Annotated in this window: 22 protein-coding genes; all 22 read left to right on the top strand. The window is 33.7% G+C overall.

All coding sequences use genetic code 11. The features are described from left to right. The first annotated feature begins 14 nt into the window (after positions 1-14). The 22 genes from CN288_RS08920 (at position 15) to CN288_RS08815 (ending at position 26,080) form a co-directional block, all read left to right on the top strand. Entirely contained in the window at positions 15-857 is an 843-nt protein-coding gene (locus tag CN288_RS08920; RefSeq protein WP_098302150.1) for an ABC transporter ATP-binding protein, read from the top strand. Next, on the top strand, positions 857-1,564 hold the full coding sequence (locus tag CN288_RS08915; RefSeq protein WP_098302149.1) for an ABC transporter permease: 708 nt from the start codon (positions 857-859) through the stop codon (positions 1,562-1,564). Before CN288_RS08920 ends, CN288_RS08915 begins: the two co-directional genes overlap by 1 nt. Positions 1,565-1,725: 161 nt before the next feature. After that, the gene (locus CN288_RS08910; protein WP_098302148.1) at positions 1,726-2,739 is read left to right on the top strand and encodes a M23 family metallopeptidase; all 1,014 of its coding nucleotides are present in this window, start codon (positions 1,726-1,728) and stop codon (positions 2,737-2,739) included. Between the two features lie 141 nt (positions 2,740-2,880). Next, positions 2,881-3,015, top strand: a complete 135-nt coding sequence (locus tag CN288_RS08905) for a hypothetical protein (RefSeq protein WP_026591884.1) — start codon at positions 2,881-2,883, stop codon at positions 3,013-3,015. 328 nt (positions 3,016-3,343) lie between these two features. Next, positions 3,344-3,616 carry a sporulation transcriptional regulator SpoIIID gene (gene spoIIID / locus CN288_RS08900; RefSeq protein ID WP_000544009.1) on the top strand — a complete coding sequence of 91 codons (273 nt, stop codon included), beginning with the start codon at positions 3,344-3,346 and terminating at the stop codon, positions 3,614-3,616. 162 nt (positions 3,617-3,778) lie between these two features. Next, positions 3,779-4,780 carry a rod shape-determining protein gene (locus CN288_RS08895; RefSeq protein WP_026591886.1) on the top strand — a complete coding sequence of 334 codons (1,002 nt, stop codon included), beginning with the start codon at positions 3,779-3,781 and terminating at the stop codon, positions 4,778-4,780. A gap of 367 nt (positions 4,781-5,147) precedes the next feature. Continuing rightward, positions 5,148-5,543 carry a glycerol-3-phosphate cytidylyltransferase gene (gene tagD / locus CN288_RS08890; protein WP_098302147.1) on the top strand — a complete coding sequence of 132 codons (396 nt, stop codon included), beginning with the start codon at positions 5,148-5,150 and terminating at the stop codon, positions 5,541-5,543. A 6-nt stretch (positions 5,544-5,549) separates the two neighbouring features. Next, positions 5,550-6,719 (top strand): CDP-glycerol glycerophosphotransferase family protein, encoded by a 1,170-nt coding sequence (locus tag CN288_RS08885; RefSeq protein WP_141527941.1) that lies wholly within the window; start codon positions 5,550-5,552, stop codon positions 6,717-6,719. Positions 6,720-6,816: 97 nt separating this feature from the next. Beyond that, positions 6,817-10,299 (top strand): bifunctional glycosyltransferase/CDP-glycerol:glycerophosphate glycerophosphotransferase, encoded by a 3,483-nt coding sequence (locus CN288_RS08880; RefSeq protein WP_098302146.1) that lies wholly within the window; start codon positions 6,817-6,819, stop codon positions 10,297-10,299. Positions 10,300-10,536: 237 nt separating this feature from the next. Beyond that, positions 10,537-11,544, top strand: coding sequence for an NAD(P)H-dependent glycerol-3-phosphate dehydrogenase (locus CN288_RS08875; protein ID WP_098302145.1), 1,008 nt, complete (start codon positions 10,537-10,539; stop codon positions 11,542-11,544). Positions 11,545-11,590: 46 nt separating this feature from the next. Continuing rightward, positions 11,591-12,790: a CDP-glycerol glycerophosphotransferase family protein gene (locus CN288_RS08870; RefSeq protein WP_098302144.1), complete on the top strand. Its 1,200-nt coding sequence runs from the start codon at positions 11,591-11,593 to the stop codon at positions 12,788-12,790. Between the two features lie 2 nt (positions 12,791-12,792). Further along, a complete protein-coding gene (locus CN288_RS08865; RefSeq protein ID WP_098302143.1) occupies positions 12,793-13,596 on the top strand; it encodes an ABC transporter permease in 804 nt (267 codons plus the stop codon). A 14-nt stretch (positions 13,597-13,610) separates the two neighbouring features. Next, positions 13,611-15,284: a teichoic acids export ABC transporter ATP-binding subunit TagH gene (gene tagH / locus CN288_RS08860; RefSeq protein WP_098302142.1), complete on the top strand. Its 1,674-nt coding sequence runs from the start codon at positions 13,611-13,613 to the stop codon at positions 15,282-15,284. Positions 15,285-15,382: 98 nt separating this feature from the next. After that, positions 15,383-16,264 (top strand): UTP--glucose-1-phosphate uridylyltransferase GalU, encoded by an 882-nt coding sequence (gene galU / locus CN288_RS08855; protein ID WP_026591895.1) that lies wholly within the window; start codon positions 15,383-15,385, stop codon positions 16,262-16,264. A gap of 692 nt (positions 16,265-16,956) precedes the next feature. Next, on the top strand, positions 16,957-17,655 hold the full coding sequence (locus CN288_RS08850; RefSeq protein ID WP_098302141.1) for a YveK family protein: 699 nt from the start codon (positions 16,957-16,959) through the stop codon (positions 17,653-17,655). After that, positions 17,645-18,304 carry a CpsD/CapB family tyrosine-protein kinase gene (locus CN288_RS08845; protein WP_026591897.1) on the top strand — a complete coding sequence of 220 codons (660 nt, stop codon included), beginning with the start codon at positions 17,645-17,647 and terminating at the stop codon, positions 18,302-18,304. Before CN288_RS08850 ends, CN288_RS08845 begins: the two co-directional genes overlap by 11 nt. Positions 18,305-18,691: 387 nt before the next feature. Continuing rightward, positions 18,692-20,506: a polysaccharide biosynthesis protein gene (locus tag CN288_RS08840; protein ID WP_026591898.1), complete on the top strand. Its 1,815-nt coding sequence runs from the start codon at positions 18,692-18,694 to the stop codon at positions 20,504-20,506. 104 nt (positions 20,507-20,610) lie between these two features. Continuing rightward, on the top strand, positions 20,611-21,777 hold the full coding sequence (locus CN288_RS08835; RefSeq protein WP_098302140.1) for a glycosyltransferase family 4 protein: 1,167 nt from the start codon (positions 20,611-20,613) through the stop codon (positions 21,775-21,777). Beyond that, complete coding sequence (locus CN288_RS08830) at positions 21,740-22,807, top strand: glycosyltransferase (protein WP_098302139.1); 1,068 nt, start codon at positions 21,740-21,742, stop codon at positions 22,805-22,807. The genes CN288_RS08835 and CN288_RS08830 overlap by 38 nt, the downstream gene beginning before the upstream one ends. 11 nt (positions 22,808-22,818) lie before the next feature. Next, positions 22,819-23,931 (top strand): glycosyltransferase family 1 protein, encoded by a 1,113-nt coding sequence (locus CN288_RS08825; protein ID WP_026591901.1) that lies wholly within the window; start codon positions 22,819-22,821, stop codon positions 23,929-23,931. A gap of 27 nt (positions 23,932-23,958) precedes the next feature. Then, positions 23,959-24,861: a glycosyltransferase family 2 protein gene (locus CN288_RS08820; protein WP_026591902.1), complete on the top strand. Its 903-nt coding sequence runs from the start codon at positions 23,959-23,961 to the stop codon at positions 24,859-24,861. A 151-nt stretch (positions 24,862-25,012) separates the two neighbouring features. Then, positions 25,013-26,080 carry an EpsG family protein gene (locus CN288_RS08815; RefSeq protein ID WP_026591903.1) on the top strand — a complete coding sequence of 356 codons (1,068 nt, stop codon included), beginning with the start codon at positions 25,013-25,015 and terminating at the stop codon, positions 26,078-26,080. The last annotated feature ends 23 nt before the right edge of the window (positions 26,081-26,103 follow it).

Here is a 26,103-nt window from a genome sequence, read left to right as displayed (position 1 = left end):
AAGGGGATGACGAAATGACATTGGCAATTGAAATGAAGGATGTAATGAAATCCTTTGACGGGAAAACAGCACTTCGAAATGTGAATATTGAAGTGAAGCGAGGAGAAATATTCGGGTTTCTTGGACCGAGTGGATCAGGAAAAACAACAACGGTGAAAATTTTAACTTCTCAATTACTTCATAGTATTGGAACAGTGAGAGTACTAGGGAAGGATATTGCCGGATCAGGCAGCATTGATTATAAACAAATCGGTATTTTGACAGATAACAGCGGTTTATATGAAAGACTTAGCATTTATGATAACTTACTATTATTTTGCGACTTATATGATTGTCCAAAAGGACGAATCGATGAAGTACTATCCCAAGTGAATTTATTAGAAGATAAAAAAACACCAGTTAAAAAATTATCAAAAGGGATGAAGCAGCGCGTTACGCTAGCACGAGCAATCCTGCATAAACCGGATATTCTCTTCTTGGATGAACCAACATCAGCACTTGATCCAGTAAATGTCCAAAATATTCATAACATCTTAAAAGACTTAAATAGAGAAGGAACAACTATTTTCTTAACGACTCACAACATGGATGAAGCAGAGACGCTTTGTGACCGCATTGCATTCTTATGCGGCGGGGAAATTGTAGCACTTGATACACCGGAGAACTTAAGGCTTCAATATGCGAAAGACAAAATCGAAGTGGTTTTAACAAATAAGAAAAAAGAAACAGTGCAAAAAGATGAATTAGGGGCAAAACGTATTTCGGAATGGATGAAACAAGGTGAGCTTTTATCAATTCATTCGCATGAACCGACTTTAGGGGATATCTTTATTGAAGTAACTGGGAGGGGATTATAATGACGTTTTCAATAAGACGTGTATCAGCTATTTTTCGAAAAGAGGTACAGGATTTTAAGGCAAATTCACAAGTATTGTTAATGGCGGCAATGCCAATTATATTTGCTTTCATATTTAGCCGGTTTGGTAACGCGAGTGGAGCAGGTTTAGGGACCATTACACTCATGACGTTTCTATTTGTTGCAGGGTTTGCTCAATCTATGGTTATTGCAGAAGAGAAAGAGAAACATACATTACGTGTATTAATGTTATCACCGGCTTCTTCAGCTGAAGTACTGATTGGAAAAAGTATATTAACCGCATGTATTACGATTGTGATTTGCATCGCCAACTTATTCATTCTAGATCAGCTAGATGGAAATCTTCCATTACTCGGTTTGCTATTTCTATGCGGAACAATGTTATTTATTATAATTGGTACAATGATTGGACTAATTGCTTCATCTGTACCACAAACATCACTGATCGGAATGCCGATTTTGATGACTCTTTATTTAGCTGTGCAATTTGAACCACTTGTTGAAAATAAAGCAATAAAAACAGTGATTGGGTACTTTCCGACATTTCATATTGATAAGGCAATTAAAAGTGTAGTAAAGGGCAATGGGTTTAGCAGCATTAGCGGAGATTTATTGAATGTGCTCGTTTGGTTTGTAATTTCTTTACTTGCATGTTTTATTGTCTACAAAAAGAAACAACTAGACTAAAAACTGAGCCAATCCGCTCAGTTTTTTCTTTTTTCTATCATTTCCTCGGAAATTTTGTAATTCTTATACATATTCTTACAAATTTTGTCGAAAAGTAATTGGTTATAGCTTGTATAGGATAAACGAATATTGTTCAAAATGATTGCTGAGGTGATGATAGAATGCGAGGAAGGAATAATAAAAAGTCGCAAAAGGTAGTTCATTTATTTCAAAAACGGTGGGTATTTCCGGCAATCTATATTGCATGTGCAGCGGTAATCTTGACAGTCGCTCTATGGTTCCAGGCAGCAAATCCAAAGAAAGAACCTAATAAAGAGCAAAGTGCGCCGTATGGTCAAACGGAAAATCCAGCAGTACCAGTAACAAAATTTTCAGAAGTTGTGAAAATGCCAGCTGCAACGAATGTAGATGTTGTTGTGAAGAAGAAGTTTTATGAGGATGGAGCAGCAGAGGAGGAGCAAGAACAAGCACTTGTCTTTTATAACAACACATATTCTCCTAATAAAGGCATCGATATTGCTGCGAAAAATGGGAAAGAATTCGATGTTACAGCTGCTTTAAGCGGTAAAGTAGTAAAGGCGGAAAAAGATTCGCTTCTTGGTTATGTCGTAACAGTTGATAACGGAAATGGTCTTACAACATCTTATCAAAGCTTAGGCAGTGTAAAAGTAGAAAAAGGTGCAACAATTGCACAAGGTGAAGTGTTAGGAAAATCCGGTCTAAGCGCAATGAATAAAGAAGCAGGTTCTCATGTACACTTTGAAGTACGTAAAGAGAATGTAGCTGTAAATCCAGAGCGTTACCTAAACAAACTTGCGACAGATGTAAAAGCAGAAGCAGGTTCAGCGAAAGCAACAAATGGTTCTGCTGATGAAAAATCGCAAAAAGAAGAAAAATCAACAAGCGGCAAAGCTGATGAAAAATCGCAAAAAGAAGAAAAATCAACAAGCGGTTCAGCTGATGAAAAGTCACAAAAAGAAGAAAAATCAACAAGCGGCAAAGCTGACGAAAAGTCACAAAAAGAAGAGAAATCAACAAGTGGTTCAGCTGATGAAAAGTCACAAAAAGAAGAGAAAACAACAAATAGTTCAGCTGATGAAAAAGGGAAAAAAGAGGAAAAATCAACAAATGGTTCTACGGAATCATCTAGCGATTCTTCTTCTACACAAGAATAGTCAAACGAAAAAATCAGCTCTCACTAGGGAGTTGATTTTTTTATTTTTATATAAAAATAATTAGTTTAAAGGAAGAAAATCGCAATAACAAGGAAATTTGACGGAATTCTCGAATATATATTAAGAAAAGGAGGGGATTCTATGTCATTTTTATTTGTGCTGTCGATTGCTCTTATTTTAGTGTTCATTTTATTTACTTTATATTATTACATTGCGAGTAAGAAAGAAGTTCCCCGCCATCAATTATTAGAGGAAGAATGTGATCGTGAAGAATGACGCCTTTGACAAGAGGCGTCATTTTTTTGTTTTGTATAGAAATTTATCAAGTGAAAATTGTCATTGTTAACGTATTTCTCACACAAAATTGTAATTTTTCTTAACTTAGTCCGCAAAAATACCGAACTTGTAGCATATATCAGTAGTGCGAGCAATACAATGTTATAAACCAATGCAAAGAGAGTGTTTGAGGTGAGAAATCGTGAATCATTTCATTATAAAATCCAGAATGTTTAACGCTTACAAACAGCACTCGAATTTACTTCTTAGTCATATGCAGCGAGTCTCATTTCACACTTCTCACATCCAATTTAGGGAGGCGAGTGGTGTGCACGATTACATCAAAGAGAGAACTATCAAGATTGGTAAGTATATCGTGGAGACAAGAAAGACAGTGCGTGTAATCGCAAAGGAGTTTGGGGTATCAAAGAGTACAGTCCATAAAGATTTGACAGAACGTTTACCAGAAATTAATGCAGAGCTCGCAAATGAAGTGAAAGAAATTCTTGATTATCATAAGTCGATTCGTCATTTAAGAGGCGGAGAAGCGACGAAACAGAAGTACAGAAAAGAAGATGTAGAAAAGCCTGTGCGACAATAAAGTATCATATGCAAACATTCCCCTGAGAATAACGGAACATTTTTCAGAAGAATTATCTTTTCAAATATTACGTTTCCGTTAAAACTATGATAAAATTTGAAATTAGGTGTAAAAGAATTCGGGTACAACCTGATTTTGAATATCAAGGAGGAAGAAGCAGGAATGTTTGCGAGAGATATCGGAATTGACTTAGGCACGGCTAACGTATTAATTCATGTAAAGGGTAAAGGGATCGTTTTAAACGAACCGTCTGTTGTAGCAATTGATCGTAATACTGGAAAAGTATTAGCGGTAGGTGAAGACGCAAGAAGTATGGTAGGGCGTACACCTGGTAATATTATAGCGATTCGTCCGCTTAAAGATGGTGTAATTGCAGATTTCGAAATTACAGAAGCAATGTTAAAGTATTTCATTAACAAATTGGACGTGAAGAGCTTCTTTTCAAAACCTCGCATTTTAATTTGTTGTCCAACAAACATCACATCTGTAGAACAAAAAGCAATTCGTGAAGCTGCTGAACGTTCAGGTGGTAAAACAGTATTCCTAGAAGAAGAACCAAAAGTAGCTGCTGTTGGTGCTGGTATGGAAATCTTCCAACCGAGCGGAAATATGGTTGTTGATATTGGCGGAGGTACAACAGATATCGCTGTACTTTCAATGGGTGATATTGTTACCTCCTCCTCTATCAAAATGGCTGGCGACAAGTTTGATATGGAAATCTTAAATTATATTAAACGTAAGTATAAGCTATTAATTGGGGAGCGTACATCAGAAGATATTAAAATTAAAGTCGGTACAGTATTCCCAGGTGCACGTAGTGAAGAACTTGAAATTCGCGGACGTGACATGGTAACGGGCTTACCACGTACAATTACAGTATGTTCAGAAGAGATTACAGAAGCATTAAAAGAAAATGCAGCTGTCATTGTACAAGCTGCAAAAGGCGTATTGGAACGTACTCCGCCAGAACTATCTGCGGATATCATTGACCGCGGTGTTATTTTAACAGGCGGTGGCGCATTATTACACGGTATTGACATGCTTCTAGCAGAAGAATTAAAAGTACCAGTATTAATCGCTGAAAACCCAATGCACTGTGTTGCTGTTGGTACAGGTATCATGTTAGAGAATATTGATAAATTACCACGTCGTGCGTTGCGATAAGGCTGGAAAGTTTATAATTTAGAAAAGGTGCGAAGGGAATATTTTCTTCGCACCTTTTTTTGTTATTTTTTTAAAAGCAAATGAACATTACAAAAAACGACAAGAAAGCGCATTCTTTTGTTTAATATGACAATAATCTTCATCTGGTTGTCATAGTTTGTAAATAAAAAATATGTTATAATCACCTTTGTGAATTTCGTGTGAACTCAATGTAAAAATTATGTAAAAATATCTTAGGATTACATAATTTTTACATTGGATGCGAGTTTCCCTCACGATTCACTTGTATAGGAAAAGCTCTAATTTAAATATATTTATAAACTAAAAAATTATGAAATGATAATGATAATTCGCAGGGGGCAGGGTTATGAAAAAGGTAATTACCTACGGCACGTTTGATTTATTGCACTGGGGACACATTAATTTATTGAAGAGAGCGAAAGATTTAGGGGATTATTTAATCGTAGCAGTTTCTTCAGATGAGTTTAATAAATTAAAGAGTAAGAAATCTTATCATAGCTACGAGAATCGTAAAATGATTTTAGAAGCGATTCGTTATGTGGATGAAGTAATTCCTGAACATAATTGGGAGCAGAAAACAAAAGATGTGGTTAATCATGATGTAGATATTTTTGTTATGGGTGATGATTGGGAAGGGGAATTCGATTTTTTGGCGGCATACTGTGAGGTTATATATTTACCACGTACAGCTGGAATTTCTACTACAAAAATTAAAAAGGAACTAGTGCAAGTTGCTAGATAAGAATAAATGATTAGAGAAATAATAGTAGAAATCTACCTCATCTTAGTTGCAATTTTACATAATCTGATGAAAGTGTTTCCAATTAAAAAGAAAGTAACTTTTATTATGTCTTATGGTGAGAATCTCATTTTTATTTATGATGAAATAAAACGGCAAGAAATTGATTGTGAAGTAATTTTCTTATATAAACCTACATGTAAATATGAAGTGGATAGCTATTCAAATGTGAAGTCTTTTAAATTTGAAACGAAAAATATCCTTCATACAATTAAATCAATCTATCATTTGTCTACTTCCCAATATGTTATTATTGATAATTATTTCGGATCATTGGCGAAAGTTAAATTTAAAAAGGGGGTGCAATGTATTCAAATTTGGCACGCAGCAGGTGCTATAAAAAAATTTGGATTGTTGGCACCTTCTTTTAATAAAAGGAGCCTACGAGCGCAAAAGCGATTTCTTGATGTCTATAAAAATTTCCATAAGATTGTTGTTGGTTCAGATGCTCTTGCTAGCATTTATAAGGGTGCTTTTGGGTTATCAGACGATAGGATATTAAAAACAGGTATTCCGAGAACCGATTTATTTTTTTATGAACAGCGTAAGAGGGAAATTAAAGACAATGTTCTATTAATAAATCCAGATTTAAAAAGTAAGAAGGTCATTTTATATGCTCCAACTTTTAGAGATAAAGAATTGGTAGATTTTGATTTACATTTGGATATGGAAGCTATGTATGAAGCATTAAAAAATGAGTATATCGTTTTAATCAAGCTTCATCCAGCGGTAAGAAACGGATTGAATTATAAGGATAAGTATAAAGGTTTTTTATATGATTATTCTATGTACCCCAATATAAATGATTTATTTTTAGTAACAGATATTTTGGTAACGGATTATTCATCCGTTCCTTTTGAATTCTGTCACTTAAATAAACCAATGGTATTTTTTCCATATGATTTGAAGAAGTATACAAAAAGACGAGGGGTTATCGGAGACTACACAACTACCGTTCCAGGACCAATTGTGTACAATACGACTGAATTAATTCAAGTGATTAAAAGAAATGCATTTAATATGGAAGTCTTAAAAGACTTTGATGTGAAGTGGAATAAATATTCTCAAGGGAATTCAAGTGAGAAATTGGTTAACTATTTATTTAGTCGTGAAATATGATTGAAAAATATCAGAAGGTTAATGTATTAGACCTTCTGATATTTGCTCGATTGCAGAGGCTTTCGATATATTAATATTTATAGAGGGAGATAATTTAATGGGTTTACCTAAATTAAGTATAGTAGTACCTATCTACAATGTAGAGGGTTATTTAGAAGAGTGTCTTGATTCACTATTGGAGCAAGAGTATAACAATTATGAAGTAATTATGGTTGATGATGGTTCTCAAGATAATAGCTCTGATATTATGTTTCAGTATGCTAATAAGTACACAAACTTTCATGCATATAAAAAGCCTAATGGCGGCCTAGGGAAAGCAAGAAACTTTGGTTATGAATTTATTACAGGAGATTATGTGACATTCGTTGATTCAGATGATATTATTCCTAATGGCTCATATAAGGTTATGATGAACACAATTTTACAAACGGGTTCAGATTTTATTATAGGAAATGTTGTGAGATTTAACTCTACAAAAGAGTTTCCATCTGTATTACACAAAAAAGTATTTAGTGAAAATAAGCTAAAGACACATATCACGGAATCGCCAGAATTACTTTATGATACAACAGCATGGAATAAAATCTATAAAGTTAGTTTCTGGGAAGAGCATAAATTCCAATTTCCAGAAGGAATGCTGTATGAGGATATTCCAGTAACGATTCCAGCTCACTTTAAAGCAAGAAGTGTGGATGTGTTAACAAGTATTGTATATAAGTGGAGAGCGCGGGATGCTGGTGACCAATCTATTACACAGCAAAGAACAGATATCAACAATTTAACAGATCGCTTGAAGGCTTTAGGAATGGTAGATCAACATTTTAGTGAAAATAATATTGGTGGGCTAGTAAAAGAGGAAAAAGACTTTAAATATCTTAGTATTGACTTACTGGTATACCTTAATCAACTTGATAAAGCTGATGATGAGTATATAAACACGTATTTTAAAAGTGTATCGGAGTATTTGGAAAATGTAGATATGCCTGTGTTTAAAAAATTAAAAGTTATTGATCGATTAAAGTATCAGCTAGTGAAAAACAATGAGAAACAGGAATTATTACAGTTATTAGAGTTTCAAAAAACTGAATTGAAGAATTCTAAACCAATTAAAAAGGGTAACGTTTACGTTGCTGATTATCCTTATATAGAAAAATTACCAATGGAATTAAGGGCATTAGAAGAAGAATTTGAAGCAATTAAAAGAGTGGAAAGTGTAAGCTGGAACGAAAATTGTTTAGAAATTAAAGGGTATGCTTATATCAAAAATTTAAATGTAAAAAGCAAATCTGACGCTGAAATTAACGTTTTCATAAGTGATGAAAAAGGTTCAATTAGGATTCCAGTGGAGGATGTAACAATCCACAAAAGAACAGATATTACAGCTAAAAGAGGTATCGCAATAAGTTCGAAGATTCCTCTGAGAAGAGCTTTTAACTATAACTGGTCAGGGTTTGAAATTAAAATTAATTTTGCTGACATTTTAAAATCCTATGAGTTAAAAAATGATAAATATTATATTTTTTATTCTATTAAAAATGATGGGATTGAGAGAACGGTTAGATTGGGACAGCCAGCTGCTGGTTTGAAAACAAAGCCTAAGTACAGGGTTTTTGCTGAGAATATTATTTATCCAAAGTATAATGCTGCATGGGATATTCGCTTAGAAGTGAATCAAACAACATCGACAGTTAAAAAAATATATAGGAATAAGAAGCATTTAATATTTGAAGGAAATACTTCATCCTTATTTGAAAATTCAAAGTTATTACTGATTAATTATGAGCTAGGAAAGTCTATTGTAAAACCTTTACAAAAAATGGATGATACGAATGCATTTAAGGCAATTGTAGAGGTATCTAAGTTAAGTAAGGTAAAAGATCGTGGAGAATGGTTTGGTCATATTGTTGAAAATGGGAAGAAAAATCCTTTAACTCTTATGTCGATTCAATTCAATGAAATTAGTAGTATTGGTGTAAATGAAATAGAAATTGATCATAGTCCAGCAGGGAACTTGCTAGTTAGAGTGGATAAATTCTCTCCTAAAGTAGAAACGTTAAAAATTGTTGATAATAGAGCGGAACTGAGTGTTAAAGTTGCAAATAATTTTTATCTCGGCATTGACAGAAAGAACATTGAACACAGTTTAATGATTGAAAAAATAAATGGACACCAAAAGATAGATGTGAAGATGAGTAAGTCTGAAATTAATAAGGGGCATACACGTTTATATTTTGATTTTCCATTATATAAAGACAAAGTATCTATGTTTGAAAGTGGACGTTGGCAGTTAAGGTTAAAGACAACTGGGGCAAAGAATTTAGAAAATGGAATAGAATTTAAAAAAGAAAATATGGATAGTGTTCGAACCATTTTTCAAGATTATAAGTATGTAATTTACCGTTCAAAAAAGAATAATCTTTTAAGATTGAGAGTGGAACCTGAGTGGAAATGGATTGAAAGAGGCCCAAGAAGACAAGAGGTTATCAGAAAAGTGTTATATCCTTTAATGAGATTATTACCTCTGAAAAAGAAATCTGTAGTATTTGAATCTTATTGGGGAAAAAATTTCGAATGTAATCCAAGAGCAGTGTATGAGTATATTGATGAATATAAAAAAGACTACAAAACAGTTTGGTTTTTAAGGGATCATCATACAAACGTACCAGGAAATGCAGAAACAGTTAGAATTAATTCGTTAAAGTATTATTATTATTTGGCAACAGCTAAATATTTTGTAAATAATGTAAACTTCCCTGATTTTTATGAAAAACGTAAAAATGTAATTGAAATTCAGACGATGCACGGAACGCCATTAAAGACTCTAGGTCTAGATGCGCCTGGAGAGGTTGTTAGTGAGACCCAGAAAGAGAAGTTTTTAAGAAGATGTCATCGTTGGGATTATTTATCAGTTCCGAGTGATTATGTTTCTGAGATTGCCAAAAGTGCGTACGATTTTAACAATAAGTTCTTAAAAGTTGGTTATCCACGAAATGATAAGTTATTTAGAGATAATAATAAAGAGAGTATTAATAAGATCAAAGAAAGAATGGGTATACCTTTAGATAAGAAAGTTATTGTTTACGTTCCAACATGGAGAACAAAAGGTAAATTTAGAATGCCAATAAACCTGGGGCAATTGAAACAACATCTTGGTGATGAGTATATATTTATTGTTAAGCTACATCATTTCTCGAAAAAAGGATTTTCATTAAGTGAGTACGAAGGTTTTGCGTACGATTATAGTCATTATGGTGATATTCGAGACATGTATTTAATCGCTGATATTTTGATTACTGATTATTCATCAGTTATGTTTGATTACTCATTATTAAATAAACCGATGCTGTTTTACACGTATGATTATGATAACTACAAAAATAAATTACGAGGTATGTATGTTGACTTTGAAGAAGAGGCACCAGGCCCACTTATCGAAGACACAGAGACGCTTGTAAAAGAAATTCAAGATATTGCTACATTCTCAGAAAAGTACCAAGAGAGAATATTCCGTTTTCAAGAGAAGTACAATCAATTTGATGATGGAAGAGCATCCGAACAGATTGTTAACCAATTGCTGTAAATAATTATCCGGATGCTAGATCTGAACTACAGGAAAAAGCTTCTTTAGAAAATGAACTAAAAAATTAATTCCTGGTTTTAGTTGATGAAAAATAAGACTACCATTATAACTTGTATATTTATTATATTTTAAGCCGAAAAACTCAAAGAAGCTAAGTGAATTATATCTATATCACTTAGCTTCTTACGTAAATAGTGATGTTTCTAACGTTTTTAAGGTGATAAGAGGGGGATTATTTTGAAACAGATTGCAGTCATAGGTGCAGGAAGTTGGGGAACAGCGTTATCTATGGTTCTTGCAGATAACGGACATGAAGTACGGATTTGGGGAAATAAAGCGGAACAAATACATGAAATTAATGAGAAGCATACGAATGAAGCATATTTACCGGGGATTCAACTTTCTAAAACAATAAAAGGATACGAGTCTCTAGAGGAAGTAATGGATGGGATAGATACGGTACTATTAGTTGTCCCAACGAAAGCAATTCGTAGTGTAGTGCAACAATTAAAGAACGTCTTAAAGCAACCGATAGCAATTATCCATGCGAGTAAAGGAATTGAACCGGGATCATTTAAACGTATCTCAGAAATGATTGAAGAAGAGATGCCGAAAGAGTTAATAGAAAGTGTTGTTGTTCTTTCAGGCCCAAGTCATGCAGAAGAGGTTAGTCTTCGTCATCCTACTACTGTAACCGCTGCATCTTATCATCTACAGGCTGCGGAGAAAACACAGAAATTATTTATGAATACAAATTTCCGGGTTTACACAAATCGGGATGTACTCGGTGTGGAATTAGGCGGAGCACTTAAAAATATTATTGCTCTTGGTGCAGGAATTTCAGATGGCCTTGGTTATGGAGATAATGCGAAGGCAGCGTTAATTTCCAGGGGGCTAACGGAAATTACACGATTAGGGTGTGAGATGGGAGCAAATCCACTTACTTTTGCGGGATTAACAGGTGTCGGTGATTTAATTGTGACTTGTACAAGTGTTCATAGCCGAAATTGGCGAGCTGGAAATTTACTTGGTAAGGGTCATAATTTAGAAGAAGTATTAGAGAATATGGGTATGGTGGTAGAAGGTGTTCGTACAGCTGAGGCAGCATATCACCTAGCTGAAAAAATGAATATTGAAATGCCAATTACGAATGCGATATATAATGTTTTATTCAATGGGAAAAATGCAAAAGAAGAAGTAGATGCATTAATGGGAAGAACGGGAAAAGGTGAGGTTTCACATTAATGTATCATAAGCATAAAGTGACTGAATTAGAAGGTGTGTAAATAACATGAGCTTTATAAGAAGAATAAAAAATCATCGTATTGTAAAGAAACTATGTAAGCTAGTATTTCTAATCTGTAGTTGTTTGCCCCCAAAAAAGAAACTAATTTTATTTGAAAGTTATTCTGGAAAACAATATAGCTGTAATCCACGGGCCATATATGAATATATGCTACACAATGATATGGGTTTTGAAATGATTTGGAGTGTAAATAAAAACCATACAACACAATTTCATAAAGAAAATATTCCGTATGTAAGGAGATTTTCAATTCGTTGGTTTATTTTATTGGCACGAGCGCGGTATTGGGTAACAAATAGTAGAATGCCACTTTGGCTTCCTAAGCCAAGGCATACTATTTATATACAAACTTGGCACGGTACACCTCTTAAGAAACTAGCGGGTGATATGAAAGAAGTTCATATGCCAGGTACAACAACTGAAAAGTATAAGGACAACTTTCATCGTGAAGCGCAAAACTGGGATTATTTACTTTCCCCTAATGGATATTCAACTGAGATATTTAAAAGGGCTTTTCAATTTCAAAAGAATGTTGTTGAAGCTGGATATCCTCGTAATGATTTTTTATATGTAAATAATAATTCTAAGGCAATCGATGCATTAAAGAAAAAGAATGAATTACCTATAGATAAAAAAATTATTTTATATGCCCCAACGTGGCGAGACGATCAGTTTTATAGTAAAGGTCGATATAAATTAGATTTACAACTAGATTTAAATCTTTTGCAGAAACGATTAGGTTCAGACTATATTATTTTGTTACGCATGCATTACTTGGTTGCAGAACAGTTTAATTTAGAACCGTATAAAGGGTTTGTATATGATTTCTCTAAGCATGTCGATATAAATGAATTGTATTTACTATCTGACTTGTTAATTACAGATTACTCTTCAGTCTTTTTTGATTATGCGAATTTGAAACGACCAATCATTTTCTATACGTATGATATTGATTCTTATCGTGATAAGTTAAGAGGTTTTTATTTTGATCTAGAGACGGAAGCTCCTGGTCCAGTTGTGATGAATACGGAAGAAGTACTTGAGGAAATATTAAGATTCAAAACTCTAGGTTTGGGTGAATTTGCAGGGAAATATGATACCTTCTATAATAATTATTGTTATTTAGAAGATGGTTTTGCTTCTAAACGAGTAGTAGAGAAAATATTCTTCGGAGAGGCACAGTAAAGATGAACTCAATGATTATGGTATTAAAAGAACAGGTAAACTGTCTATATTTAATTCAACGTTTATCTATTTATCAAGTAAAAAGTACAAATAATAATAATTATTTAGGACTTGTGTGGGAAGTTTTGAATCCTCTCATACAGATGAGTATTTATTGGTTTGTATTCGGCTTTGGGATTAGGGGTGGTCAAGGAGTAGATGGAGTACCATTTGTTTATTGGCTATCTGCAGGGCTTGTTGTATGGTTTTTTGTACAACCAGCAATGCTACAAGCATCTAAGTCTATTTATACAAGGTTAAATATGATTTCGAAGATGAGTTTTCCAATGAGTGTTATCCCAAGCTTTGTAATTATGTCTAATCTTTATCAGCATTTGATACTTATCGGTATTGTGACAATTTTATTTTTAGTAACGGGTCAAGGTATTTCTATTCATTATATTCAGCTTGTTTATTACATGTTCGCTACCCTTATGTTAATATTTTCACTCTCCTTAATTACGTCAACGCTAGCAACAATTGTGAGAGATGTTCAAATGATTGTTCAATCAATTATGCGAATGTTGCTATACTTAACGCCTATATTATGGACACCTGAAAAATTACCATCGTTTCTTCAAAAAATTATGCAGTTAAATCCATTTTGCTATATTGTAGATGGATATCGTGCTTCTTTACTAGGAACAAGCTGGTTTTATCAAGATCTAAATTATGCATTATATTTTTGGTCGTTTGTCCTTGTTACGTTGTTAATTGGTGCAACGCTACATGTGAAATTTAGAAAGCACTTTGCAGATTATCTATGATGAGGGTTGTAAAAATGAATGAATCAGTGAGGTTTCATAATGTAACAAAAAAATATAAAATGCATAGCAAAAACTCTGAGAAATTAAAGGATATTCTGTATCCTGGAGGATTTGGTGAAGACTTTTATGCATTAAGAAACTTAGAATTTGAGGCTCAAAAAGGCGATGTTATTGGTATTGTTGGGGTAAATGGTTCAGGAAAGTCTACAATGTCTAATTTGATTGCTGGAATTACACCGCCTACAACTGGAAGTATCAACATAAAAGGGAAAGTTGCACTTATTGCAATCGCAGCTGGTCTTAATAATCAATTGTCAGGTAGAGAAAACATTGAGCTTAAATGCTTAATGTTGGGAATGAGTAAAGTACAAATTGAAAAGTTAACACCTGAAATTATTGATTTTGCTGATATAGGTAAGTTTATTGATATGCCAGTAAAAAAATATTCTAGTGGGATGAAATCACGTTTAGGGTTTGCAATTTCAGTTAGTATTAATCCAGATGTACTCGTAATTGATGAAGCTTTATCAGTAGGTGATCAAACATTTGCTGATAAATGCTTAAACCGTATGAATGAATTTAAAGAACAAGGAAAAACAATATTTTTTGTTAGCCATTCTTTAGGACAAGTGAAAAAATTTTGTACAAAGGCTCTATGGCTTGAATACGGTGAAATTAGAGACTATGGTCCTATTGAGGAAGTAATGCCGAAGTATGAAAGTTTCTTAAAAGAATTTAAGGCAATGAGTAAAGAAGAACAACAAAAGTTCAAAAAAGAAGCAATGGAGAAGCAAGCAGGAAAAGGGCTAGAAAAGGTAAATGATGCTCCGGAAGATGACCCAAAAGAAGTCACGGATTCTGTATCTCTACTACGTGGAAAACATTCGCATCATAAGAAGAAACGAATAAATCGTAAGTATATTACAAGTTTAATTGGTTTTATATTGCTTATCACTGTGGGTGGACTAACATATTGGCAAAAGGATAATATCTTTCATTCTTTACAAGCGAAAGAACTGGTGGAAAAAACAACTCGTAAAGAAATGCCTGTAAAAAAAGAGGGGAATCCATTAGCTGATTTAGATGTTCGATATGTAAAGTCTGCAAAAGCTCGCGTGAGAAGTACGCCAGCGCTAGACGGACAGGCAATTGCTACTATGACATTTGGAACATCGTTTGTGGTAAAGGATCAGAAAAAAGATGAAGAATCTGGAGTCAATTGGTTAAAGCTTGTTTATGACAATGGTGGAGAAGGCTGGGTTAGTGAAGAGATAGTAGGTTCGATACCATTTGACCATGCTGTACCTTATGAGGGTGTTATGAATAAATTAAAGCAATTAGATGGGACTCCTCAAGATCTAGAACAATCCCTTACTTTTTTGGGTAAGAGTAGAGAGGTTGTAACTGGTGTGTTAGGTATTCCTCAGGATCAACAAACATTGCCAGAAGGGACATTAACGCAATATAAAAATGTTGATATTTTATATAATAATCAATCAATTGTGAAGCAGATCAACCTTAAGAATGCAACCATATTGACATCTAAACTAATAGAACAATTAGGTGATGCACAATTAAAAGATGAGGATAACTCATTATTAATATATCGATCTAATAAGTTTGATTTTAAGTTTACTTCTAATGGTCCAACGATTGATCAAATAATGATTTCAGACGTTTTAAAATAAGATAAATGTATTCATTTTGTTATAAAGATATAGTTGGTGTTTTATTTATTAATCATTAAATAAATATAAAGTTTTATATATTACTAGGAGGATTACCATTGAAAAAAATAAGAAAAGCTATTATTCCAGCTGCAGGATTAGGAACTCGATTCTTACCAGTAACGAAAGCAATGCCGAAAGAAATGTTACCGATTGTTGATAAACCAACAATTCAATATATTGTGGAAGAGGCAATTGAGTCTGGCATTGAAGATATCATTATTGTAACGGGAAAAGGAAAACGTGCAATTGAAGACCATTTCGATCATTCTTTTGAGTTAGAACAAAACTTACTTTCAAAAGGGAAATATGAAATTCTTGAAAAAGTACAAGAGTCTTCAAAAATCAATATTCATTATATCCGCCAAAAAGAGCCGAAAGGTCTAGGGCATGCTGTTTGGTGTGCTCGTAAATTTATTGGAAATGAGCCGTTTGCGGTACTACTTGGTGATGATATTGTTCAAGCGGATACGCCGTGTTTACGCCAATTAATGAATCAATATGAGAATACACAATCATCAGTAATTGGTGTTCAAGCTGTTCCAGAGAATGAAACACATCGCTATGGTATTATTGATCCGTTAGAGCAAAAGGATAGAAGTTATCAAGTGAGTAAGTTTGTTGAAAAACCTGCTAAAGGAACAGCGCCATCTAATTTAGCAATTATGGGACGTTATGTGTTAACACCAGAAATCTTTACGTTCTTAGAAGATCAACAAACAGGAGCTGGTGGAGAAATTCAATTAACAGATGCGATTCAACGTTTAAATGAAATTCAACGTGTATTCGCATATGATTTTGAAGGAAAACGCTATGATGTTGGAGAAAAGCTTGGTTTCATTCAAACAACTATTGAAATGGCACTGCAACATGAAGAGCTAAAGAAAGAGCTATTAGATCATATGAAGAAGTTAGTAGAAAACGAAAAGGTTTGTAACTAATTTTTAATTGGGTAATATGCATATGACTATATGATCTTTACTTCCTTGAAACAATTATTTATGAGATTGTGTGTGAATTTATATGAAGATAATTGAATGTAATATTCTGGGGAGAGAGTGAAGTGGACGTATAAATTTATATTGACGAGGGTATTATCAAGAACTAAAATGAATAATACATGAGTATATTATGATTAACAAAACAAAACGTTTGTTTTTATTAATTAAATCTATACTTAAAAAGTTCAATTTTCTTATCTTGCATTAAATTACATTGAATATATATAAATATTAATTTAAATATACGTGTTAACGCTGGGATAAATATGTACAATTTTGATTCATTTTCCCTGACTATGAAAAGTAAATATACATAGGTATATTGTTAAAACCTTATAGAGTAAGGATTTGTTTAAAAGACTGTGCAATGTTCTATGTGGATGATACTAACACTAATTCCTTCGTATTGTGACATGAAATAATGTAACAATACGAAGGAATTTTTGAGGAGTTATTCATGCTTTAGGGTCAGTCATTGTAATAAAAATTAGAAGTGATTTTGTACATTTTTAAATAATTGAAAATATGTATATTTGGATGGCGATTTGTAAATATATTCAGATGTAAAATAAATGATGTTGTTCAATATATATTTAACTTCATTTTTAATTAAATAATAGTGGAGGGGAAGTATGGAGAAGGAAATAAATTTAAAAAGTTTGTTTAATGTTATAAAAAGAAGATTTTGGATTATCGCAGTAATCACACTATTGGCCGGATTCGTTGGTGGGATATACAGTTTTTTTATGAAAACGCCTTTATATTCGTCTTCCGCAAGGATCCTTATTCCGGCAAATGCTGAAACAATGAGTACACTTAAAGTGATGATTAAAGAACCTGTTGTTTTAGAAAAAGTAGTTCAGCAACTAAATTTGAAAAAATCAGCAGGCGCATTAAGCGGGCAGATAAATGTTGGAAAGGTAGAAGAATCGCAGGTTATCACTATAACAGCTGTAGATACTAATCCAGTACAGGCTGCTCAAATTGCTAATGTTACAGCAAATGTTTATAAAGAAGAAGTAAAATCTGTTATGAATTTTGGAGGTGTTCGTGTCTTAACAGAAGCGAACGAAAAAGGAAACCCTTCACCAATAAATTTAAATCATGCAGGTACGATAGAGCTGGCCATGGCTGTCGCATTTATATTGAGTATAGGGATCGTTTTCTTATTAGATTCCCTTGATGAAACAATTAAATCCGAACGTGATATTGAGAAGTTACTACCGATCCCTATTTTGGGAAGTGTTTCCCAAATGAAAAAAAATAACATAGTAGATCAAAACAGTAAGAAAGAAAGTGTAATGGTAGGAGGAAAAACATTTGATTCTTAATAAAAAACAAAGTCGTCCTCTTGATAATAGTAATTTGATTGCGCATACAGCTCCGAATTCGAAGGTTGCTGAGGAATATCGAACAATTCGTACTAATCTTCAGTTTGTATCTGAAGCAGATAAAAAAAGAACTATAATAATTACTTCTCCTGGATATGGGGAAGGGAAAACCATTACTGTGGCAAATTTGGCGGTTTCTATGGCCCAGCAGGATGAAAAGGTCTTAGTCATTGATGCGGATTTAAGAACTTCAGAATTACATAAAATTTTTGGAATAGAAAATAGATCGGGATTAACAAATGTTCTAGAGGGGAAAGCAACGCTAGAGAAGGCGGTAATTCAGACGAAAATCAAAAATGTGCATGTTTTAACAAGTGGTTCTGAAGTTAATAATCCGGCTGAGCTGCTTAGCTTACCATCCATGCAAGATTTAATTAACAAAGTAATCGAACAATATGACGTTATTTTATTTGATTCTTCACCTCTTCTGGAAGTAACAGACACGAGTATACTAGCTAGTCAGTGTGATGGTGTATTGTTGGTATTAAATTGCAATAAAACTGCTAGTGAAGCAGTAGTTGAAGCAGAAAGAGTGTTAGGTTTAAGCAACAGTAGGTTTCTAGGAGCTATTTTGAATAAAAAGGTATAAGAGATTTATTCAAATCAGTTATGCGGGAGATGCTCGTACAGTACTTTTTAGTCCATGGGGTAAGGAGGAAGGACATTCTTCGGTAGAGAATGAAAGGTCACCTATAAAAAAAAGTATAGGGTACGGTGATGTCTCCTTACCGCTATCAATGGAGGCACTCGATTATGCTGTGGGTTAAAAGACCTTAGACGTTAGTCGTCAAGAGCGTGATGTGAGGGAGGGTTAAATGCCCGTATTTATTTGAAGTTTCTGTCTAGAAAGTCTTTTTGAAGGATCTTGTAGACAGGAACTTTGTATTAGTTATTCATTTATTTCCTTCATTAAATCTTTAGTTGGGTATATATAAATAAAAATATCAGTTGCAAAAAATTGAGAGAGGGGCTTATTATGACGTATCATCAAAGGTTGTTTCTATTAATTTTAATAGATTCCTTAATTGTATTAACCACGATTTTCTTTAGTCGCTTTTTAGTAAGTGCTGATTTCCATGTCATAACATTGCCTATTGTAGTAAGTGCACTGACCTTGCTTCTTAGCCATCATGTTTTTTCTTTTATTTATAAGTTATATAAAAAAGCATGGGAGTATGCAAGTATAGGCGAACTATTCATTGTTTTGAAAGCAGTTACACTTTCTGTTATCACAACAGCAGTAGTACAACAGATATTGCTCCATGATATTTATTTCCGTCTGCTTGTTGTAACGTGGATGATTCATGTTTTACTGATTGGAGGATCACGCTTTCTATGGCGAATATTTAGAGATGCATATATTAAAAAGGGTGACGACAAAAAAAGAACAATGATTATTGGGGCAGGTTCTGCGGGAGCAATGGTTGTACGACAGCTTTTGAATAATAATGAAACAGAATTACTGCCTGTTGCCTTCATCGATGACAATATAAAGAAACATGGATTGGATATTCTTGGGGTACCAGTAATCGGAGGGGTTAAACATATTGAATCTGCTGTTCAGCAATTAGATATTGATAATATCATAATAGCAATTCCGTCGCTTAGCAAGAAAGCATTAAATACGATTTTCCAAGAATGTTCCAAGACAAAAATAAAAACACAAATTCTCCCAAGGTTAGAGGATTTAATGACTGGGAAGGTTTCAGTAAATGAATTTCGTGATGTTCAGGTAGAAGATTTATTAGGGCGTGAACCTGTTGAATTAGATATTGAAAGTATTTCAGGTTTCATTACTGATAAAGTTATTTTGGTAACTGGTGCCGGTGGTTCAATTGGATCTGAAATTTGTCGTCAAATCGCAAAATTTAATCCAAAACAATTGGTTTTATTAGGCCATGGGGAAAATAGTATCTATTCTATTGAAATGGAATTAAAAGAGCTATACAGTGACACCGATATTATCTTTACTACAGAAATTGCTGATGTACAGGATGATATGAAAATGATGTCAGTCATGAGTCAATATCATCCTCAAGTTGTTTATCACGCTGCTGCACATAAGCATGTACCCTTAATGGAACGTAATCCTGAAGAAGCGGTAAAAAATAATTTGATCGGGACAACAAACGTAGCAAAAGCAGCAAGTTGGCATGGCGTTGAGACGTTTGTAATGATTTCTACAGATAAAGCTGTGAATCCTACGAGTGTAATGGGAGCGACAAAAAGGCTTGCTGAAATGGTAATCCAAAACTTAGATAAAACAAGTAGTACGAAATTTGTGGCTGTACGATTTGGAAATGTATTGGGGAGCCGTGGTAGTGTTATACCACTGTTCAAAAAGCAAATTAAGCAAGGAGGACCAGTGACTGTCACTGATCCAAAAATGATTCGTTACTTTATGACAATTCCAGAGGCATCTAAACTTGTAATACAAGCCGGGGCATTAGCTAAAGGTGGGGAGATATTCATTTTGGATATGGGTGATCCTGTCAAAATAGTGGATCTTGCGAAAAACTTAATTACATTATCAGGACATTCATTAGATGAGATACAAATAAAGTTCACTGGAATGAGACCTGGAGAGAAGCTTTTTGAAGAATTGTTGAAAAAAGAGGAAGTACATGAGCAACAAATTCATCCTAAAATTTATATAGGTAAAAGGTCTGATCTTTACATAAAAGAAATTGAAGAAATTATTCAAACATATCATAATATTGAAAAATCAGAATTAAGAGAAGAGCTATTGAAATTGGCAAATAGTCGTATAGTTCTGCAAAATATAGTATGAATGTCAATTTGAGTACGTGTGCGTAGATACGTATTTTATTATTTAAAAAAATGAAGTATGTGCAAGTTGGTTAGACAGATTATAACGAGTGTAGGGTGATATATGTGAGAAATAAAGTATTATTCTGTGCAACAGTTGATTTTCATTTTAAAGCTTTTCACTTGCCGTATATGAAATGGTTTAAAGAACAAGGGTGGGAAGTTCATGTTGCTGCTGCTGGCAACATGGAACTTCCCTACGTGGATAAGAAGTATGAAATTTCTATCCAAAGATCACCTTTGCAGTTCAAAAATATTAAGGCCTATAAAGAATTGAAAGCTATTATTGATGAAAATGGATACAAAATTATTCATTGCCATACACCAATGGGGGGCGTGATTACACGTTTAGCGGCAAGAAATGCTAGGAAATATGGCACGAAGGTTTTATATACTGCTCACGGGTTCCATTTTTGTAAAGGTGCCCCGCTTATAAATTGGTTATTATATTATCCCATTGAAAAAATAATGGCAAATTACACAGACTGCCTGATAACAATAAATCAAGAGGATTATAATCTGGCTGTTCAGCGGCGTTTCAAAGCAGTTAAAATTGAACAGGTTCACGGAGTGGGAGTAGATACAGAATACTTTAAACCAGTTGATGAGATTCAAAAGCTTTGTATAAGGAGTGAGATGGGATATAAACCTAATGATTTCTTAATGTTCTATGCGGCTGAGTTTAATAAAAATAAAAATCAACAATTTTTGATTCGGTCATTGGCTTTAATAAAAGATATTGTCCCAAACGCAAAGCTCCTATTAGCTGGAAACGGTCCCTTACTAGAGGATTGTAAGGACTTGGCCAAACAAATTGGCGTATATGAAATGGTGGACTTTCTTGGTTATCGAAATGATATCCCGAAATTTTTGCCAGCCTGCGATATTGCGGTTGCATCGAGTCTTCGCGAAGGTTTACCGGTTAATATTATGGAGGCAATGGCTTGTGGGTTGCCAATAATTGCAAGTGAGAATAGGGGACATTTGGAGCTTGTAGAAGATGAAGTAAATGGTCATATCATTTCCAATCAAGATGCTCAAGTGTTTGCTTTAAAAGTAGTAGAGATGAGCAAGTCAAAGGAATTACTTGTAAAAATGGGTATTGAAAGTAAGCGGAAAGTACATAAATATTCGATTATTCAAGTTAAATCGGAATTGAGTTCTATTTATGGGAAATATATTCTGGAGGAAACGGATGAAGCCGAAAGTAAGTATAATAGTTCCTGTCTATAATGTTGAAAATTTATTAGGAAGATGTTTAAACAGCTTAATATCACAAACACTTGAAGATATCGAAATCATCGTGGTAAACGATGGCTCAACAGATAAGAGTGCAAATATACTTAATGAGTATGCAAAGAAAGATAAAAGGATTATAGTGATTGAAAAAGAAAATGGTGGTGTTTCTTCAGCAAGAAATGCAGGTATACAAACTGCGAGCGGGGAATATATTGGGTTTGTTGATCCGGATGATTGGATAGACGTGGAAATGTATGAAACCTTGTATAAGGAAGCAGTTCAAGGTAAAGCAGACGTTGCTATGTGCACATATACTCGTGAATTTGGAAGTCATTCAAAAGAGAAGAAATTTGATCTTCCTGAAAAAATTTGTTATGAAGGCGAAGAAATTAAAGCAAATGTAATGAGACGTTTAATCGGTCCTATAAATGAAGAAATGGGAAATCCAGAATTCTTAGATGCGTGGGGCACTGTTTGGTCAAAGCTTTATCGTTCTGCGGTTATTAAAGAAAATGCTATTCAGTTTGTGGATTTGAGTTATATTGGTACAAATGAAGATTCATTATTTAATATACAGGTGTTTTATTATATAGATCATTTTGTTTTCTTAAACGAGCCATTTTATCATTATTGGAAAACAAATGCGGCTTCGGTGACATCTAATTACAAATCGGAATTGATGAACCAATGGTTTAACCTGTATGACATCATCGAGAGATTTTTAAAAGATAAGGGGCTATCAGGGAATTTCCAATTAGCTTTAAATAATCGTATTTGTCTTAATACGCTCGGACTTGGTCTGAATACAATCAGTAAAAGTAATCGTGTATCTCCATTAACGAAATTTAATATATTAAGTAAAATACTGAATGATAATCGTATAAAACGTTCTTTTAAACAATTAGAAATGAATTACTTTCCGATTGTTTGGAAGGCGTTTTACTTTTGTGTAAAATACAGATTTACTGCAGGATATTATTTCATGTTAGTGGCAATAGATTCACTCAGAAAGATGATTAGATAGGGGTGGTACTCTTGAAACCTATTCGTATACTTCAAGTAGTTACCGTCATGAATCGTGGCGGGCTTGAAACTATGTTGATGAATTATTATCGAAGAATAGATCGCAGTAAGATTCAATTTGATTTTATGGTACATAGAACAGATAAGGGACATTATGATGATGAAATTGAGGAGCTTGGTGGAAAAATTTATCGAATGCCACAGATACGTCCTGGAAATTATCGACGTTACTTTAAATTGCTCAATGAGTTCTTTGCTACTAATCCTGAGTATAAAGTAGTGCATTCCCATATCAATGAGAACAGTAGTTTTGTATTAAGAGCAGCAAAAAATGCAGGTGTTCCGTGCCGTATTGCTCACAGTCATTTGAGTGATTTAGGTATCGACATAAAACTTCCTTTTCGATTATATGCACGATTCACAATGAAAGAAAATCCGACTGCATATTTTGCATGTTCAAAAAAAGCAGGGGAATGGTTGTTTGGGAAGAAAAGAGCAAACTCTAATGAAGTAAAAGTTCTAAATAACGCAGTGAATGCTGCAGAATTTAAATATAACGAAAGTAACAGAAATAAGGTAAGAGAAGAAATTGGAGCAAACGATAATACGTTAGTTATCGGGCATGTAGGAAGATTCAATAAGCAAAAAAATCATGAATTTTTAATAGATATTTTCCATGCTGTACATAAAAAGAACCCGGAATCCATACTGGTTCTCATAGGAGAGGGTACTCTACGTGCAAGCATTGAAAAAAAAGTCGCTGACTTAGGATTGTCTTCTAAAGTCAGATTTCTAGGAACTAGAACTGATATCCCGCAATTGATGCAAGGATTTGATGTTTTTCTATTTCCATCGCTTTTTGAAGGCTTGCCAGTTGTACTAGTGGAAGCACAGGCTGCTGGTTTAAATTGTGTGGTGTCTGATGCAATTACTAGTGAATCTAACTTGACTGGTCGAATGAAATTCATGAGCTTAAAGAGTTCAACGGAATTATGGGCAGATTCAATTCTTTCCTCATCATTAGAGCATGAGGATACAACAAATGTCATGCAAAATAAGGGCTATGATACGGCTACTATGGCAAATTGGCTGACAGATTACTATTATGCACATGCCTATAAATAATAAAAATTTGATGCAGGAGGGCTTGCAATGACACAACTCTTAACCATTTTTACGCCTACATATAATCGTGCATATACCCTTCATTTATGTTACGAAAGTTTAAAGAGACAAAAATGTAAAGATTTTATTTGGTTAATTATTGATGATGGCTCTACTGATAACACAAAGGAACTTATAGATACTTGGATTGCAGAAGATGTCGTTCCCATTCGTTATCATTACCAAGAAAATCAAGGTATGCACGGAGCACACAATACCGCTTATGAATTAATTGATACAGAGCTAAATGTTTGTATAGACTCGGATGATTATATGGCTGAAGATGCAGTTGAAAAGATTGCTTCATTTTGGAAGACACATGGAAGTAAGAAGTTTGCTGGAATAGTCGGTTTGGATGCGAAACAGAATGGGGAGATCATTGGAACAAAAATGCCATCTAATATTCAGGCTTCCACACTATCAGGTTTGTATGGTCTTCATGGGGTTAGAGGCGATAAGAAACTAGTTTATCGTTCGGAATTGACAAAAAAATCTTTGCCATATCCTATATTTTCAGGAGAAAAGTACTGTCCGCTCAGTTATAAGTATATTTTAATTGATCAACAATGTCCTTTACTTATTATGAACGAAGTCTTATGCCATGTGGAATATTTAGATGATGGTTCAAGCATGAACATGATTAAACAATATAAGAAAAATCCGCGTGGGTTTTTATTCTTTAGGAAGGTTGCTATGAAGTATGCTCCTTCTTTTAAGGAGAGATTTCGAGAATCCATACATTATGTATCGAGTAATCTAATGATTAGAAATTATGCTTTTCTTAAAGAATCACCATGTAAGGGCACGACTCTCTTGGCGATACCTTTCGGGATTCTTCTCTATCTTTATATACAGAATACGAGTAATAAAACCATTTCGAAGCGTCATTAAGAAGGTAAAGACGTGCGGGTAATTGCTGTTTAAGGTTGCAATCATTGGCTGATGAATCTGTTGATATATTTATGTATAAATATATCTATTTTTTCAGTGTCTTTGCTTGTCTAAGTTACTTGCTTGTTTGCTGTGTGGAAGGAGTTATGGAATGACTATATTATGGATAAACCTTTTTGTAGTTTACATTTTATCTTTTTTTGCAAGGTATTCTGCAAAGAGCATGAGCAACGGGATCGTTCCGGTTCAACCAAATAAGATGCTTAGTTTCTTGGCAATGGCATCTCTTGTTATTGTATCGGGACTTAGAAATAATATTGGTGATACTTATTTTTACATGTATTCCTATGCCCACAATGAATTCAGTTGGAGCAATATTGATTTTTCAGGGGATTTTGGATTTGATATTTTACAGATGTTTCTGCAACATTTCTCAAAAGATCCGCAGATCATGATATTTTTTGTCGCTTTAGTAACAAATGTATTAATTGTAATAACTCTTTATAAATACTCCCGAATGTTTGAATTAGCTTTATTTGTATATATTACAGGTGGAATGTATTTGGTATCCATGAATGGAATCAGACAATTTTTAGCAGCATCCATTGTCTTTCTGGCCACGAAATATATTTTTAATGGAAATTGGAAAAAATATATTTTAATTGTACTTTTAGCAGCTATGATTCATAAGTCAGCGCTTATCTTAATCCCAATTTATTTTTTGGTTAGGAGAAAGGCTTGGGCTTGGGATACGTATGTATTGCTGTTCTTTTCGGTCATTATAGTAATTGGTTTTAACCAATTCTCATCCGCTTTGTTTTCGGCATTAGAATCAACTCAGTATGGACACTATAAGAACTTTGCAGAGGGAGGAGCAAATGTATTACGTGTTGCAGTTAGTGCTGTGCCAATAGTTATTGCATATCTTGGCAGAGAAAAATTAAGAGAAGTCTTTCCGAAAAGTGATTACATTGTAAACATGTCTTTAATTGGTTTAGTGTTTATGATTATTTCAACGCAAAATTGGATATTTGCAAGATTTACCATTTATTTCAGTTTATATCAATTAATTTTAATTTCATGGATTGTTGTATTATTTTCTAAAAAGGATAGGAAGTTTGTATATTACGGCCTTTTATTATGTTATCTCATTTATTATTTTTATGAGAATGTAATAAGTTTAGGTATCATTTATACAAGTAAATATATATCTTTATAGATTTTTAAGTAACCCCTACTTTT

Source organism: Bacillus sp. AFS023182, assembly GCF_002560575.1.
Lineage (GTDB): Bacteria > Bacillota > Bacilli > Bacillales > Bacillaceae_G > Bacillus_A > Bacillus_A arachidis.
This window is presented reverse-complemented; position numbering and strand designations above follow the sequence as displayed.

Bases quoted from the DNA above. Each gene is read 5' to 3' on its own strand.
- CN288_RS08910 (WP_098302148.1), top strand. From the start codon at position 1,726: ATGCGAGGAAGGAATAATAAAAAGTCGCAAAAGGTAGTTCATTTATTT.
- CN288_RS08880 (WP_098302146.1), top strand. From the start codon at position 6,817: ATGGGTTTACCTAAATTAAGTATAGTAGTACCTATCTACAATGTAGAG.
- CN288_RS08895 (WP_026591886.1), top strand. From the start codon at position 3,779: ATGTTTGCGAGAGATATCGGAATTGACTTAGGCACGGCTAACGTATTA.
- CN288_RS08885 (WP_141527941.1), top strand. From the start codon at position 5,550: ATGATTAGAGAAATAATAGTAGAAATCTACCTCATCTTAGTTGCAATT.
- CN288_RS08920 (WP_098302150.1), top strand. From the start codon at position 15: ATGACATTGGCAATTGAAATGAAGGATGTAATGAAATCCTTTGACGGG.
- CN288_RS08870 (WP_098302144.1), top strand. From the start codon at position 11,591: ATGAGCTTTATAAGAAGAATAAAAAATCATCGTATTGTAAAGAAACTA.
- tagD (WP_098302147.1), top strand. From the start codon at position 5,148: ATGAAAAAGGTAATTACCTACGGCACGTTTGATTTATTGCACTGGGGA.
- CN288_RS08905 (WP_026591884.1), top strand. From the start codon at position 2,881: ATGTCATTTTTATTTGTGCTGTCGATTGCTCTTATTTTAGTGTTCATT.
- CN288_RS08815 (WP_026591903.1), top strand. From the start codon at position 25,013: ATGACTATATTATGGATAAACCTTTTTGTAGTTTACATTTTATCTTTT.
- CN288_RS08915 (WP_098302149.1), top strand. From the start codon at position 857: ATGACGTTTTCAATAAGACGTGTATCAGCTATTTTTCGAAAAGAGGTA.
- CN288_RS08820 (WP_026591902.1), top strand. From the start codon at position 23,959: ATGACACAACTCTTAACCATTTTTACGCCTACATATAATCGTGCATAT.
- CN288_RS08840 (WP_026591898.1), top strand. From the start codon at position 18,692: ATGACGTATCATCAAAGGTTGTTTCTATTAATTTTAATAGATTCCTTA.
- CN288_RS08830 (WP_098302139.1), top strand. From the start codon at position 21,740: ATGAAGCCGAAAGTAAGTATAATAGTTCCTGTCTATAATGTTGAAAAT.
- CN288_RS08865 (WP_098302143.1), top strand. From the start codon at position 12,793: ATGAACTCAATGATTATGGTATTAAAAGAACAGGTAAACTGTCTATAT.
- tagH (WP_098302142.1), top strand. From the start codon at position 13,611: ATGAATGAATCAGTGAGGTTTCATAATGTAACAAAAAAATATAAAATG.
- CN288_RS08850 (WP_098302141.1), top strand. From the start codon at position 16,957: ATGGAGAAGGAAATAAATTTAAAAAGTTTGTTTAATGTTATAAAAAGA.